15 protein-coding genes are annotated in these 13,475 nt (G+C 60.4%); 11 read left to right on the top strand and 4 right to left on the bottom strand.

Annotation, left to right across the window (positions count from 1 at the left end; genetic code table 11):
- The first annotated feature begins 133 nt into the window (after window positions 1-133).
- Window positions 134-580 (top strand): YdeI/OmpD-associated family protein, encoded by a 447-nt coding sequence (locus tag ACNPN0_RS17105; protein ID WP_332727082.1) that lies wholly within the window; start codon window positions 134-136, stop codon window positions 578-580.
- A 114-nt stretch (window positions 581-694) separates the two neighbouring features.
- Here the strand turns inward: ACNPN0_RS17105 and ACNPN0_RS17100 are convergent, their stop codons facing one another.
- From ACNPN0_RS17100 to ACNPN0_RS17085, 4 genes are all read right to left on the bottom strand, one after another.
- Complete coding sequence (locus tag ACNPN0_RS17100; RefSeq protein WP_105661832.1) at window positions 695-2,179, bottom strand: molybdopterin-dependent oxidoreductase; 1,485 nt, start codon at window positions 2,177-2,179, stop codon at window positions 695-697.
- A 198-nt stretch (window positions 2,180-2,377) separates the two neighbouring features.
- Complete coding sequence (locus ACNPN0_RS17095; RefSeq protein ID WP_448938374.1) at window positions 2,378-3,220, bottom strand: anti-sigma factor; 843 nt, start codon at window positions 3,218-3,220, stop codon at window positions 2,378-2,380.
- The gene (gene sigK, locus ACNPN0_RS17090) at window positions 3,220-3,801 is read right to left on the bottom strand and encodes an ECF RNA polymerase sigma factor SigK (protein WP_286172043.1); all 582 of its coding nucleotides are present in this window, start codon (window positions 3,799-3,801) and stop codon (window positions 3,220-3,222) included. The genes ACNPN0_RS17095 and sigK overlap by 1 nt, the downstream gene beginning before the upstream one ends.
- Before the next feature lie 171 nt (window positions 3,802-3,972).
- Window positions 3,973-4,635 (bottom strand): fasciclin domain-containing protein, encoded by a 663-nt coding sequence (locus ACNPN0_RS17085; protein ID WP_105657286.1) that lies wholly within the window; start codon window positions 4,633-4,635, stop codon window positions 3,973-3,975.
- A 280-nt stretch (window positions 4,636-4,915) separates the two neighbouring features.
- On the opposite strand from ACNPN0_RS17085, the gene truB reads away from it, so the two are divergent.
- From truB to ACNPN0_RS17035, 10 genes are all read left to right on the top strand, one after another.
- Window positions 4,916-5,839, top strand: a complete 924-nt coding sequence (truB, locus tag ACNPN0_RS17080; RefSeq protein ID WP_105661834.1) for a tRNA pseudouridine(55) synthase TruB — start codon at window positions 4,916-4,918, stop codon at window positions 5,837-5,839.
- A gap of 17 nt (window positions 5,840-5,856) precedes the next feature.
- On the top strand, window positions 5,857-6,219 hold the full coding sequence (locus tag ACNPN0_RS17075) for a hypothetical protein (RefSeq protein WP_105657288.1): 363 nt from the start codon (window positions 5,857-5,859) through the stop codon (window positions 6,217-6,219).
- Window positions 6,220-6,229: 10 nt separating this feature from the next.
- Window positions 6,230-6,697 carry a hypothetical protein gene (locus tag ACNPN0_RS17070; RefSeq protein ID WP_181148828.1) on the top strand — a complete coding sequence of 156 codons (468 nt, stop codon included), beginning with the start codon at window positions 6,230-6,232 and terminating at the stop codon, window positions 6,695-6,697.
- Between the two features lie 64 nt (window positions 6,698-6,761).
- The gene (locus ACNPN0_RS17065) at window positions 6,762-7,715 is read left to right on the top strand and encodes a bifunctional riboflavin kinase/FAD synthetase (RefSeq protein WP_105657289.1); all 954 of its coding nucleotides are present in this window, start codon (window positions 6,762-6,764) and stop codon (window positions 7,713-7,715) included.
- 5 nt (window positions 7,716-7,720) lie between these two features.
- Window positions 7,721-8,506: a class I SAM-dependent methyltransferase gene (locus ACNPN0_RS17060; protein ID WP_448938373.1), complete on the top strand. Its 786-nt coding sequence runs from the start codon at window positions 7,721-7,723 to the stop codon at window positions 8,504-8,506.
- A 107-nt stretch (window positions 8,507-8,613) separates the two neighbouring features.
- On the top strand, window positions 8,614-8,883 hold the full coding sequence (gene rpsO / locus ACNPN0_RS17055) for a 30S ribosomal protein S15 (RefSeq protein WP_013348393.1): 270 nt from the start codon (window positions 8,614-8,616) through the stop codon (window positions 8,881-8,883).
- 627 nt (window positions 8,884-9,510) lie between these two features.
- On the top strand, window positions 9,511-10,386 hold the full coding sequence (locus tag ACNPN0_RS17050) for an ABC transporter substrate-binding protein (RefSeq protein ID WP_448938372.1): 876 nt from the start codon (window positions 9,511-9,513) through the stop codon (window positions 10,384-10,386).
- Between the two features lie 6 nt (window positions 10,387-10,392).
- The gene (locus ACNPN0_RS17045; RefSeq protein ID WP_105658237.1) at window positions 10,393-11,241 is read left to right on the top strand and encodes an ABC transporter ATP-binding protein; all 849 of its coding nucleotides are present in this window, start codon (window positions 10,393-10,395) and stop codon (window positions 11,239-11,241) included.
- On the top strand, window positions 11,238-12,080 hold the full coding sequence (locus ACNPN0_RS17040) for an ABC transporter permease (RefSeq protein WP_448938371.1): 843 nt from the start codon (window positions 11,238-11,240) through the stop codon (window positions 12,078-12,080). The genes ACNPN0_RS17045 and ACNPN0_RS17040 overlap by 4 nt, the downstream gene beginning before the upstream one ends.
- Before the next feature lie 29 nt (window positions 12,081-12,109).
- The gene (locus ACNPN0_RS17035) at window positions 12,110-13,438 is read left to right on the top strand and encodes an LLM class flavin-dependent oxidoreductase (protein ID WP_400290393.1); all 1,329 of its coding nucleotides are present in this window, start codon (window positions 12,110-12,112) and stop codon (window positions 13,436-13,438) included.
- Window positions 13,439-13,475 lie beyond the last annotated feature (37 nt).

Raw genomic sequence — 13,475 nt, 5'->3', positions numbered from 1 at the left:
CCCCCCCGGGGCGTTGTGCGTTGGCCTCGATTACCCTCACAGCGAAGCGCGAATCCCTGCCGAAGGCTGGTCGCCGGGAAGATGGTGGGATAGCGTGATCAGAAACCGCCGGATCCGACCAAAGGTGCAGCACATGCCAGAATTCACCACAACATTGAGCGCAACCGGCGGGAACAACGTGGGCATCGTGGTTCCCGATGGCATCGTGCTCGGATTCGGCCGCGGCAAGCGCGTGCCGGTCATCGTGTGCATTGACGGGGACTACACGTACCGGAACAGCATTTCCTCCATGCACGGGCAGTTCCTCATTTCCTTCAGCTCCGAGACCCGTGCTGCCACGGGCAAGGGTGCGGGCGACGAAATCAGCGTGAAACTCGAGCTGGACGAGGAACCGCGCACCGTCGAAATCCCCGAACCGCTGGCCGTGCTGCTCTCCGCCGAGCCCGAGCTGCTGGACGCCTGGAACAAGCTGTCCTACAGCAAGCAGCGCGGCCACGTGGACCCCATCGTGGCTGCCCGCGGCGAGGACACCAGGACGCGCCGGGTCGAGAAGGTCATCAAGACGCTGCGCAGCCACTAGCCTGCCGGGGCCATGCCCGCTGAGCCAGGAGCTAAGCCAAAGGCGGCGCCCAACAGGCCAGCCAGCCCCGGTCGCAGTCGGCAGCAGTGTGAACAACCCACCGGTGCCCCGGAGCTACTGCACGGTGAATTGCAGGCGCTGCCAGCCGCTGGCGCCATTGGGCACCGGGTTGGCTTTCTCGCTGGTCTGCAGCTTGCCCTGTGCATCATAGGCGCGGACGGTTGCCGAGTGCGTTCCGGGTGCTGCGTCCTTCCATACGAAGCGCCACTGCCGCCAGGTATCCAACGAGGCTTCGGTCGCCAGTTGGGCATCTGCCCACGGTCCGTCATCGATCTGCACCTGCACACGCGAAATGCCCCGGGTCTGCGCCCATGCAGTTCCGCCCAAGACGACTTCTCCGGCAGGCACCTGGGCGAACGGGCGAGGGGTATCGATGCGGGAAGACATCTTGATTGGACCGCGTTCGGACCAGCCGCGAGTAGTCCAGTAGGCCGCCTTGTCCTGGAACCGCGTCACTTCCAAATCGACCACCCATTTGGTGGCCGACACGTAGCCGTAGAGACCTGGCACCACCATGCGCACCGGGAAACCATGCTCGAAAGGCAGCGGCTCGCCGTTCATGCCGATGGCCAGCAAAGCCATCCGGTCGTCGGTGAGCGCTTGGAGCGGGGTGGAGGCGCTGAAACCGTCATGCGAAGTCGAAAGCACCATATCCGCGCCGGCCTGCGGAACCGCGCGCTCCAGCAGCTTACGCAGCGGGTAGCCCAGCCATTTCGCGTTGCCTACCAGATCGCCGCCGACGGGATTGGACACGCAAGTGAGCGTCAGATAGGTTTCCACGAGTTCTTCGCCCAGCAGTTCGTCGAAGTTCACGGTGAATTCCTTCTCCACCATGCCGTGCACGCGCAGCGACCACTGGTTCGGGTCGATCTGCGGCACCGAAAGCGCGGTATCGATGCGGTAGAAATCCTGGTTGGGAGTCACGAAGCGGGGCATGTCCGCTACTTCTACCTGCACCCCTTCGGGCAGGGGTTCCGCCTTGGTCCGGGCCGCAGGCAGGCGCAAGGCCTTGCGTGCGGCGGCGGCCATATTCCGCGATGCCGACAGCGAGGTGGAAACACCGGTGGAGACGGCCGCGGCGGCCAGGGACAGGGCTGCGCCTATCAAGAACTTCCTGCGGCTTGGACCCGTCGCGGTGGCGCCCTCGTCCTGCCTAGGGGCCGCGGCCGCAGCCAGCCGGGTCAGCCACTGCAGAAGCCCGATACCGGCGATCGCGCCCAGTACCGTCGGGATGATATCCAGCAGGCTGGTGGAAGCACGAGCGGCCACGGCACTGGAGAGCAGTACGGCCAAGCCGATGATGGCCGTGCAGGCCAGCGCAAAACTTCGCTTGGCGATCAGGCCGATCATCGCCGCCAGGACTGCGGCGGCTGCACCGATGGAAATGAATAACGCCAACTTGTCATTGGTCCCGAAGGTCGCGATGGCGAAGTCCTTGAGCCATGGGGGAGTCAGGTCGATGATGGCTGAACCCAGCGCGAAAAACGGCGAGGATGCATTGTTGAAAAATGCCGAGGCGAATTGGGCCACGGCAAACATGATTGCGGCCGAGCAAATTCCAGCCACCGCGTGGAATACGAGTTTACTGCTGCTGCGCTTCTGCCAAATGCCCACTGCCACTCACCTCATGCGTTGCGGTCCATGTTCCCCTGCAGAATGCAGGGGAACAACTTCTCACAGTGTTTTCGGAACGGGCAGCATTGCGGATTGGAACAGGCTACAAGAACTTCCGCACGCTCACAGCGATTGGACCATGATGGGGTCTGTTGTCGGGGCAGGGGAGCCGGTGGCCGGCTCGACCGTGATCCCGAAGTGCGTGATGCCCTTCATTGGATCCGAAACCATGATCATGCCGTTGGCATCACCGCCGGTGAGCATTCCCGCAGGAACCGCCCCTTCTGCCGAGATCAGCCACAGCTCGTAGCCTTTGTCGCTGGACAGGGCTGGCATGCCCGAGGTGGACACCGCCATCAGGCCTTCGTCGGCAGAATAGGACAGCGTGATTCGCGCGCCGTCGTCCAGTGTCTGCGTTTTCGACTTGGCATCTGGGGCAGCCAGGATCCGGCTGAGCTCTTCTTGATGCGAGGCCATGGCGGCCATCCGGCTTTCCAGCTCGCGCTGCTGGGAATTCTGGTTGATGGCCAAGCCGCCCAGGGCCACCGCTGCGAGCAGCAGGACGCCGGCGGCCAAGGCGAAGAAGCGCTGCGGGCCGCGTTCTGCGCCAGGTTGCGGGGCCTGGTGCGTTGCAGTGGTTTCGGTTCCACGTTCAGCAGGAGCAGCTGGTTCAGCAGGAGCTATTGGGTCCTGTGCCTGGACGCCGTCGTGATCGAGGGCCGTCTCCTGCACAGGTGCCAATTGCTCGGTAGTGCGGATAGCGGCCATGATGTTGTTCTTCAGCCGGGCCGGAGGATTGACCGGTTGCGCTGACAAGCCGAGCAGTCCAGCAGTTTCCTGCAGGGCATCCAGTTCCCGGCGTGCCAGGGCAGAGTCGGGACCCCCATGCTGGAGGGCTTCGCGTTCCTTGTCTTCCAGAGCATCCAGGGCGAAGCTGTCGGTCAGCTCGTTCTCGTGCTTGTCCATTACGCCGCTCCCATCAGTTCTCGAAGTTTGCCCATTCCATCGCGTATTCGCGTTTTCGCGGTTCCCACCGGTATTTTCAGCAGCTCTGCGACTTCCGTGTGGGTGTATCCGCCGAAGTAGGCCAGGTGTATCGCCTCGCGTTGCGGGGCGGTGAGCCGCTGCAGGGCTTGGGCTACGCGCATGGTCTCGTCGTGCAAGATGGCATTCTCTTCCACGTCGTCGTAGCTGTCCTGGAATTCCTTGATTCCAACGCGCAAATCCCGGTCCTGGCTCGCTTGGCTTGCTCGCACCCGGTCGACGGCCCGGCGGTGGGCAATAGTCAGCAGCCATGATGCTGCCGTGCCACGCGTCGGATCAAAGCGCCTTGCCTGTTGCCACGCTTCGACAAACACTTCCTGGGTGACTTCTTCGCTCTGTGCATTATCGCGAAGCACCCGCAGCACGAGTCCGAAGACCCGTGAAGCCATGGCATCATAGAGCGATTCGAAGGCAGATTCATCTCCCAGCGCGACCTGTTGCAGCAGGACGTCTGGCGTTTTCACGGAATCGTCTTCCATGGCATCGAGTCTATTGGAACTCATGAATCCTAGGGTCTCATGCATCTGTGGCTAAGCGGCTATCTGCTGTGGCGTGGCGTTTTGCGAAAAGATCCGTCCAAGGGAACCAGGTTCCCGTTGCACCGGCGAAGGTGATGCCTGGAAGGTATTCCATGCACCACCTTCATGCCAGCGGCCTTGATGATTCTGGCGATACTACTTCTTTGCCGGTGGCATCAGGACGGTGTCCACCAGGTACACGGTTGCGTTGGCGGTCTGCACGCCGCCGCAGATGACCGAAGCCCCGTTGACTTCCAGATCGTCGCCGCTACCGGTGACTTCCACCTCTTCGCCCTGGACCGTTGCGTGGGTTCCGGGAAGATCATCTGGTGCAATCTGGCCGGAAACGACGTGGTAGGTCAGGATGCTGGTCAGGGTGTCGGCATCCTTGGCAACTGCGGACAGGTCATCCTTCGGGATTGCCGCGAAGGCGTCGTCAACCGGTGCGAAGACGGTGAATTCGCCGCCATTGAGGGTATCGACGAGATCGACATCAGGATTCAGCTCACCGGAGACTGCAGAAGTCAGGGTGGTCAGCAGCGGGTTGTTCGAGGCAGCGACGGCCACTGGATCCTGGGCCATTCCGGCTACCGAGCCATCACCGGTCGGGACTGCTTCGGCGTAGGCCGCGCAACCCTTGCCCACAAGATTGCTTGCTGGATCCATTGCCGATTCGCTGGCCATGGGCGAGCTGCTTTCCGAGGCGGACGCCGTGGGCGATTCCATGGTTTCCGAACCGGTCGAGCAGGCGCTCAGTCCCATGGCGGCGACTGCGATGAGCCCGAATGCTCCAGCGACTTTGCTGTATGTGCGCTTCATGATTTTCTCCTTGCTTCGCCGCGACTGATGTCGTCGGTCCTTTTCCTGTCCGTGCGGATCAGGTTGTCAATGAGCATTCGGGGCAGGTTGCCCGACGGATTGGATTCTCTTGGAAATTTTTTTTGCGTCTTGCTGGCAGGCCGTGAAGCTGCCGGATCCGCGGGCTGGCGGGCCCGGTCCCGGAGCATTGCCGGCTCATGGAAATAGGCTGCAAGTGGGATCTGCCACGCTTGGAACCAGCGACAGCCTTATTCTCTGCACAAGCCATATACTGGAAGGCGTGAGTAAAGCCGGGCAGAACACGCAAGAGCAGGCCTCAGGCCTCGTATTAGTCGACAAAGAGCAGGGAATGACCTCCCATGATGTGGTCGGTCGCATCCGCAGACTTGCAGGGACTCGAAAAGTCGGCCACGCCGGCACCCTGGACCCCATGGCCACCGGCGTGCTGGTTATCGGCGTGAACAAGGCAACCCGGCTGCTGACCTACATCGTCGGCCACGACAAGACCTATACCGCCACCATCCGGCTGGGGCAGAACACCGTCACGGACGATGCCGAAGGCGAAATCATTTCCGAGCGCATCGCCGCAGCGGTCAGCGACGAAGACATCGAGCGCGAGATCGCCCAGCTGCGCGGAGACATCGAGCAGATCCCGAGCTCGGTCTCGGCCATCAAGGTCGATGGCAAGCGTTCCTACGCTCGCGTGCGCGCTGGCGAACAGGTAGAACTCAAGGCCCGCCCGGTCACCATTTCGCGGTTCGAGATCCATGAGGTGCGCCGCGAAAACGGCGGCAAGATCCTCGACGTCGACGTCACGGTATCGTGCTCTTCTGGAACCTACATCCGGGCGTTGGCCCGCGACCTGGGCGAAGCATTGAACGTTGGCGGGCACCTGACGGCGCTGCGCCGTACCGAGGTGGGCCCATACAAGATCGAGCTCACCCGCACCCTGGAGCAGCTGGCCGGGGAATTCGAGATTCTCCCAATCGAAAAGGCTGCTGCCGCGCTGTTCCCGAACCGCACGGTCAGCGTCGACGAAGCCGTGGAATTGTCTTTCGGCCGCACCATCCCCGCCTCGCATCTGGGCATGGACATTGCCGAAGGCCAGACCGTTGCGGCTTTCGCTCCCAATGGCGTGCTGGTCGCACTGCTGGAAGACAAGGGCGACAAGGCGCGTACGGCCTTGGTCTTCACCGCTAAGTAATCCCGAAAGGAACTGGCTTGATTGCCGTCAATGGATTCTTCATCGCCGGAGCGGTGGTCTGCGCACTGGCATTGCTGGTGGCAGTTATCGCAACCGCTATCCGCAAGCACCCGGATGACTGGGCGCTGATCGGTGCGGTGGCTACCGAGCTTTTCCTGATTGCCTACGGCATCGCGGCCGCGATCCGCCAGGTCGGGGGAAATGCGGTGCAAGGCGACCCGGTGGAATTCTGGGGCTACTTCATCACAGCGCTGATCATGCCGCCGGTGGCCTTCTTCTGGGCGATCAGCGAGAAGAGCCGTTGGTCCAACGCCGTGCTGGCCGCGTCGGCCGCCGTCACCTTCGTAATGGTGTTCCGCATGGAACAGATCTGGCAGTAGGAGTACTCACATGGGTGAAAAGCCGCGAAATTCGCGAATCATGCAGGCCGCTCAGGCGCGCAGCACCAATAAGGCCCCCAAGCCAAGCCGGTCCACCGGACTGGGCCGGGTGATCATTGCCGTGTACGGCATCCTCGCCCTGGCGGCGAGCGTGCGCGCGGTGTACCAGATCATGAGCAAATTCGACGAAGCGCCGATAGCCTACAGCCTGTCGCTGTTTTCTGGCCTGGTCTATATCCTTGCCACATTCTCGCTGTCTTCAGCCAAGCGTGGTGCCTGGCTGGTTTCGCTCTGGGCGGTAGCCGTTGAATTGGCAGGCGTGATCGTGGTCGGCATCTTGTCGCTGACCCACCCCGAAGACTTCGCCCATCCCTCGGTGTGGAGCGGTTTCGGCGAAGGATACGGCTACGTTCCACTGGTGCTGCCGATTGTCGGCTTGTGGTGGCTGTACCGTAACCGTAATGAGCGTCACGCCTAAAGACGTGCAAGAATTACCACGGTGGGTTTTCCATCCACCGCAGCAGAATTTCTGAAGGAGCAAAGTGCACTATTGGAAGGGCTTGGATGCCGTCCCCGCGGATATGGCTCCCACTGTCGTGACCATTGGCAACTTTGATGGTGTCCACCTGGGCCATTGCGAGGTGCTGGATGCAGCTGTCGCGCAGGCCAAAGCGCGCTCGGCTCAATCGGTAGCGATCACTTTCGACCCGCACCCGGCGCTGGTGCACCGTCCCGATGATGCTCCTGAATTGATCATGGGTCTGGCTGACCGCGTGGACACCTTGGCCAGCGTTGGCCTGGATGCCACGCTGATGATCCACTACACCCTGGAATTCGCGGACCAGAGCGCTGAAGAGTTCGTTCGCTCCATCATCGTAGAGAAGCTGAATGCCGTGGCCGTTGTGGTCGGGCATGATGTGCGTTTTGGCCGCGGCAATTCCGGGGACTTCAGCTACATGCAGGAACTGGGCACCAAATACGGTTTTGAAGTCATAGGTGTCGAAGACGTAGGGGACAAGCGCCGCTTGTCCTCGACCTGGGTCCGTGAAGAACTAGCCGCCGGCAATGTCGAAGCTGCCGCCGCGATCCTCGGCCGGCCGCACCGCATGCGCGGTGAAGTAGTCCATGGCCATGCCCGTGGGCGCGAGCTGGGATTTCCCACCGCGAATCTGGACACCGAAGCCACTGGCATCATCCCCGCCGATGGGGTCTATGCCGGCTGGGTGATCGACGAGGCCGAGGTGCGTTGGCCAGCAGCAATTTCCGTCGGGTCGAACCCCACCTTCGATGGCGTCTCCCGAGTGGTTGAAGCCCACGTGATTGACCGCCCCGAAGAAGGCGTGGAAGATTTCGATCTGTACGGACAGCAGATTGTCGTTGAGTTCATTTCCCACCTGCGTCCGATGGTTGCCTACCGCGGCATCGAAGCCCTCATTGAGCAGATGACCGAGGACGTTGACCAGGCCCGTGCGGTGCTGGCTATAGAACGCCACTAGGAATCATGGCTGAGATACCATCATTGCCGCAGAGGGCTTTCGTCGTGGGCGCCCAGCGCCGCGATGAATTAGCTTCCGCTTTCCAAGCCGACGCTGAAAGCTACGACAAGATCCGTCCTTCCTATCCGCAGGAAGCCTTGGAATTCACGCTGCAGCACCGACCGGTGAGTGCCATTGACATCGGTTGCGGTTCGGGGATCTTCACCGAACAGCTCATCCGTGCAGGCCTGGAAGTCAGGGCCGTAGACCCATCGGCAGAAATGCTCTCGGTCCTGTCCAAGCGGCTGCCGGCGGTCGAGGTAACCTGCGCCGCAGGTGAAGCGACCGGCTTGGAGGCCGATAGCGCTGGCCTGGTGACCTATGCCCAGGCATGGCACTGGGTGGACCACCCTCAAGCCAGTGCCGAAGCGGCCCGATTGCTCCATGATGGCGGTTGGCTCACCCTGCTGTGGAATCAGCTGGATGTCGCCATTCCCTGGGTTCACCGCTTGGCACGCATCATGCATGCCGGCGATGTGCACCGGCCCGAGCTGGAGCCGCCGTTGGGATCCCAGTTCCAGAAGCCGGAGCATGGCATCTGGCATTGGTCCATGGAACTGGATTTCCACGAGATCGTCGAGCTGACCAAATCCCGCAGCTACTACCGCAAGTCTTCAGAAACTACCCGCGCCAAGGTGGAAGCGAACTTGGCCTGGTATTGGCAGGAGCATCTGGGGCACGAGCAGGACGCAAAGGTGCAGGTGCCCTATCTCACCCATGCCTGGAGGTCCCGCCGGCGCACCCGTCGGTGATATGATTGACGATGGTTCTCGCTGCAGTCCGCGGTTGCGAGTTTCCGCCGTGAGCGTCTCGACGTTCGCACCGACTTATGAACGCGGTCCAACTCTAGGAGTTTGTTATGGCATTGGATGCCACTATCAAGAACGAAATCATCAAGGCTTACGCTACCCACGAGGGTGACACCGGTTCGCCTGAGGTTCAGATTGCCGTCATGTCCCGCCGTATTTCGGACCTGACCGAGCACCTGAAGATGCACAAGCATGATCACCACACCCGCCGTGGCCTGATGGCTCTGGTTGGTCGTCGTCGTCGTATGCTCGGCTACCTGAAGAACACCGACATCGAGCGTTACCGTTCGCTGATCGAGCGTCTGGGCCTGCGCAAGTAGTCCTCTGCTTCAGAGCAAGAAATTCCCCGTCTCCGCTTCAGGAGTCGGGGATTTTTCTTTGCCTCCGGGCCTTGGCAACGCCGCTCATGTGTTCGCTATTTGCCGGTACGAATCAAGATCAGTAATCGACAGAGGCAAGAATCGGATGAATTCCTGCTCTCCCAGGATCATCCCGCAGGCAAGCACATGACGGAACAGGCGTCGGAGCGACCTTGGACGCACCCGCTAAGGCTTCCCCGGATTAAATTCCGCCCCGAATATCTCGGTATCTGACCTTCCTGTGGAGCCACGTACCGTTGGGCTAAGGCTAATGAGCCATCCCGCGACATTTTCCGAAACCTGAAGGTCACTTTGACCTCAGGTTTCTTCTCGTTTCTCCAGTTTTCCATGCCCTTTCCGAGGCGCCGCCGAAGTGGTTGCATGGCTACCAAGCACGGAAAAAGCGCGAAATAGAGGGGAACAGGGATGAATAATTTCAAACGGTTGAACTTTCGAAGCATGGGCACGGCGGCGGGGCTGACGGCAGCAGCGTTCTTTTTAGCCTCATGCACTGCGTCAGCTCACGGCACGGATCTTGAGAACCCTGACGGCACAATAACCGTCCGCTACGAAGGAAGCGCCAATACCGTGATCCTTCCGGAGCTGGCTGAAGACCTGGGCTACCTTGACGGTGTGTCCTTGGAATGGGTTGGCAACAACTCCAGCGGGCCCTCGGCGATCCAGAACACGGCCACCGGTGCCACCGAGATCGGCAGCGCGTTCTCCGGAGCAGTGGTGAAGCTGCAGGAAGCTGGATCGCCTGTCACCGCGGTGGTCTCATCCTATGGTTCCAATGCAGACTACTTTGTCGGGTTCTACACGAGCGAAGACAGCGGCATCGAAGAACCGAGGGACCTCATTGGCAAGACAATTGCAGTCAATACTTTGGGCGCTCATTCTGAAGCGGTCGTTAGCAGCTATCTGAAATCCGAAGGCCTGACGCCGCAAGAGATCGAGCAGGTGCAGCTGGTCGTTTTGCCACCTACCGACACCGCACAAGCTGTTCGCACCCATCAGGTCGACGTTGGCGCTCTTTCCGGGGCTTCCCAAGTGCATGCAGTGAAGCAAGGCGGCTTGCGAGAAGTTTTCAGGGACACGGAAGTCTTCAGCAACTTTAATGCCGGAGAGTACGTCCTTCGGGATGATTTCATCGCTCAATACCCTGAAGCAGCGCATTCCCTGGCCACTGGCATTGCCAAAGCAGCGGACTGGGCTTCGACGCATCCGCGCGAAGAGGTCATCAAGAGATTCACCGCAATCGTTGAATCCAGGGATCGCGGAGACGACGTTGAAGCCCTGCAGTACTTCAACGGCTATGGCTTGGGCGAACACGCAGCCATCGAAGACGAGGACTTCAGCAGATGGGCGCAATGGCTCAACGATGCGGGGATTATCGAAGGAGAAATCACCCCCAGCGAGTACTACACCAACGAATTCAACGACCTCGCAAACGAAGGGCAGTAATCGCGCATGTCTACCATTGAGATCAAGAACTTGGGCAAGAAATTCCTCCGCTCCGGATCGAGTGAAGATACTGCCGTCACGGCCATTGAATCACTGGATCTCCGGATCCAGGACGGAGAATTCTTCACCCTTGTCGGCCCCAGCGGATGCGGCAAATCCACTCTTCTGGATATCTTGGCCGGGTTGGCCGCGCCAACTTCGGGCGAAGTTCTCGTTGATGGCGAGCCGGTTTCCGGTCCCAGCCTGGAACGTTCAGTAGTCTTCCAGCAATACGCGCTCTTCCCATGGCTCACGGCAGTGGCCAATGTCGAGGTGGGGCTGGAGAGCCAGGCCCGTCGCGGTCGGGGACTGGACAAATCGGGAAGGCGGATCCGCGCTAACGAATATCTGCGACTCGTTGGCCTGCAGGGTGTGGAAGACAAGTACCCCCATGAACTATCCGGCGGCATGCGTCAACGCGTGGCCATAGCCCGTGCCTTGGCCCATGAACCCAAGGTGCTGCTGATGGATGAGCCGTTCGCCGCCCTGGATGCCCAAACACGCGAACAACTCCAGGACTTGCTGCTAGATATCTGGAGTCGCACCCGAACCACGATTGTCTTCATTACGCACGGCATCGAAGAAGCCGTGTACCTGGGGCAGCGGGTAGCGGTGATGTCCTCCAAACCCGGACGAATCAAGGAGATCATCAACATTGAACTCGACGGGCGCCACAGTGTTGATGACATCCGCTCGGCTCCCCAATTCAGCGATTACCGCCATCGCATCTGGACGCTGCTTCACGAGTCCGCTCCCAGTGCCGGCAAATCGCCGGTGAGCCACAAGTCGCTCGTTTCTCCAGGAGTACCAGCATGAGCACCTTAGCCGTACCGGACCAGCGCCTGCAGGGCTCCACCGGGGAGTCAAATCGGCCTTCTCCTTTCCTGCGTTTGGCCGGAAGACTGCGGTCAACGCTGTACCGTTCGGGTGCGATCATCGGTTTTCTCCTGGTGTGGGAGCTTGTCCCGCAATTCGTCCTGGAACCATCATCCCGGGTCTTTCTTCCTCCCTTGCATGAAGTACTGCAGGCACTGGGGAAGATGATTGCCTCAGGGGATCTGGGCACGCACATCCTGGCAAGCCTGGGCCGGGCGGCCGTAGGATTCACGCTCGCTGTCCTCATCAGCGTGCCCGTCGGATTGGTCGTCGCGTGGTTCTCGAAAGTCGGCGATTTCCTCAACCCGTTGCTGGAGGTATTCCGAAATACCGCGGCCTTGGCGTTGCTTCCGGTCTTCACGCTCCTTCTCGGTATTGGCGAAGTATCCAAGGTATCGATTGTCGTCTACGCGGCGTTCTTCCCGGTGCTTCTCAACACGATCCTTGGAGCACGCAGCGTAGATCCCTTGCTGATCAGGGCGGCAAAAACCTTGGGGCTCACCAGCTACGAGATCTTCGCGAAAGTTGTCTTGCCCTCGTCCGTACCCATCATCTTTACCGGCGTCCGGATGGCAGGAACGTCGTCCGTGCTGGTGCTCATCGCCGCCGAAATGATCGGCGCCAAGGCTGGACTGGGCTTCCTGATCACCAATTCGCAAGCCAGTTTCCTGATCCCGAAAATGTACGCAGCCATACTCACTGTCGCCATCCTAGGGTTCACGGTCAACGCAGCACTTGTAGCGCTGGAGCGCCACTTCTCGCGCTGGGCTCGCGCCTAGACAATCTTCCTACCGAAGGGACTACAACCATGACACGAACTTTGACTCTCAACGCGTTCTTGATGACTACCGGGCATCATGAATCCTCGTGGCGCCTGCCGCTGAGCGACCCTCTTGCCGGAACGGACATCGGCCACTACATCCGTTTGGCGCAGCTGGCCGAGAAAGCGAAGCTCGACGCGATCTTCTTCGCAGACGGCCCAGTGCTTCAAGGGCCGGTCGCCCAACGACCTGCAGGAATCCTCGACCCTGTGACAGTGCTTTCTGCCATCGCCCCGTTGACCCGGCACATTGGGCTGATAGCGACCGCATCAACCAGCTACAACGACCCCTATAATCTTGCCCGCCGCTTTGCAAGCCTGGATGTGATCAGCAATGGGCGTGCGGGCTGGAACGTCGTCACCACAGCAGGCGATGCAGCGGCGAGGAATTTCTCCCAATCCGCCCAATTAGACAGCTCGCAACGATACCGTCGCGCCGAGGAATTCCTGGAGGTGGTGAAGAAGCTCTGGGACTCCTGGGAGCCGGATGCAGTCGTTGCTGACAAGGGAAGCGGGATCTGGGCGGATCCGGGCAAGATACACTCCGCGGCCCACATCGGGGAGCACTTCCAGGTTGCTGGAGCGCTCAATGTCCCGCGGTCGCCCCAGGGGCATCCGGTGATCGTCCAGGCGGGAGCTTCGGCCGCCGGCAAGGAATTCGCCGGGCGATGGGCTGAAGCCATTTTCACCGCTCACCAATCATTTGAGTCTGCCAGGGACTTCTACCAGGAAATCAAGGACAAGGCAGCAGGTAACGGCCGAGCAGCGCATTCGGTCAAAGTCCTTCCAGGAATTGTTCCCATCCTTGGTTCCACGGAAGCCGAAGCCAATGAATTGGCGGATTCCCTGGATGAGCTCATTCTGCCGGAATACGCCAGGAATACGTTGGCCCAGCAGTTGCATGTGGAGCCGGCAATCCTTGAACTGGACCGAGAACTTCCCGCCGAGCTGGAGAATACCGTGGCCAAGGAGAAATCCACCTCCCGAAGGGATCTCATCTTGGATTTGGGTTACCGAAGGAAGCTCACAGTTCGCCAGATCATCCGGGAGCTAGGTCCTGGCCGGGGACACCAGACGTTCTCGGGTACGCCGGAGCAGCTGGCGGACCGGATCGAGTACTGGTTCAAAGCCGGAGCGGCCGATGGATTTAATATCATGGCTCCGGTCTTGCCGGCAGGTCTCGAAGTATTCACGGAGCAGGTAGTCCCGATTTTGCAGCAGCGCAAGCTTTTCCGTACCGAATACGAGCAGAGTACGCTTCGCGGAAACTACGGGTTGCCAGTACCGGCAAATAATCGCTTGGACTTGGCATTCTAGAGCCTGATAGTCGTGTACCGAAGGACGAGAGCCATTG

This window comes from Glutamicibacter sp. AGC84, assembly GCF_053543575.1.
This window is presented reverse-complemented; position numbering and strand designations above follow the sequence as displayed.

Bases quoted from the DNA above. Each gene is read 5' to 3' on its own strand.
- ACNPN0_RS17105 (WP_332727082.1), top strand. From the start codon at position 134: ATGCCAGAATTCACCACAACATTGAGCGCAACCGGCGGGAACAACGTG.
- ACNPN0_RS17100 (WP_105661832.1), bottom strand. From the start codon at position 2,179: ATGTTTGCCGTGGCCCAATTCGCCTCGGCATTTTTCAACAATGCATCC.
- ACNPN0_RS17095 (WP_448938374.1), bottom strand. From the start codon at position 3,220: ATGGACAAGCACGAGAACGAGCTGACCGACAGCTTCGCCCTGGATGCT.
- sigK (WP_286172043.1), bottom strand. From the start codon at position 3,801: ATGAGTTCCAATAGACTCGATGCCATGGAAGACGATTCCGTGAAAACG.
- ACNPN0_RS17085 (WP_105657286.1), bottom strand. From the start codon at position 4,635: ATGAAGCGCACATACAGCAAAGTCGCTGGAGCATTCGGGCTCATCGCA.
- ACNPN0_RS17070 (WP_181148828.1), top strand. From the start codon at position 6,230: ATGGGTGAAAAGCCGCGAAATTCGCGAATCATGCAGGCCGCTCAGGCG.
- ACNPN0_RS17060 (WP_448938373.1), top strand. From the start codon at position 7,721: ATGGCTGAGATACCATCATTGCCGCAGAGGGCTTTCGTCGTGGGCGCC.
- rpsO (WP_013348393.1), top strand. From the start codon at position 8,614: ATGGCATTGGATGCCACTATCAAGAACGAAATCATCAAGGCTTACGCT.
- ACNPN0_RS17045 (WP_105658237.1), top strand. From the start codon at position 10,393: ATGTCTACCATTGAGATCAAGAACTTGGGCAAGAAATTCCTCCGCTCC.
- ACNPN0_RS17040 (WP_448938371.1), top strand. From the start codon at position 11,238: ATGAGCACCTTAGCCGTACCGGACCAGCGCCTGCAGGGCTCCACCGGG.
- ACNPN0_RS17035 (WP_400290393.1), top strand. From the start codon at position 12,110: ATGACACGAACTTTGACTCTCAACGCGTTCTTGATGACTACCGGGCAT.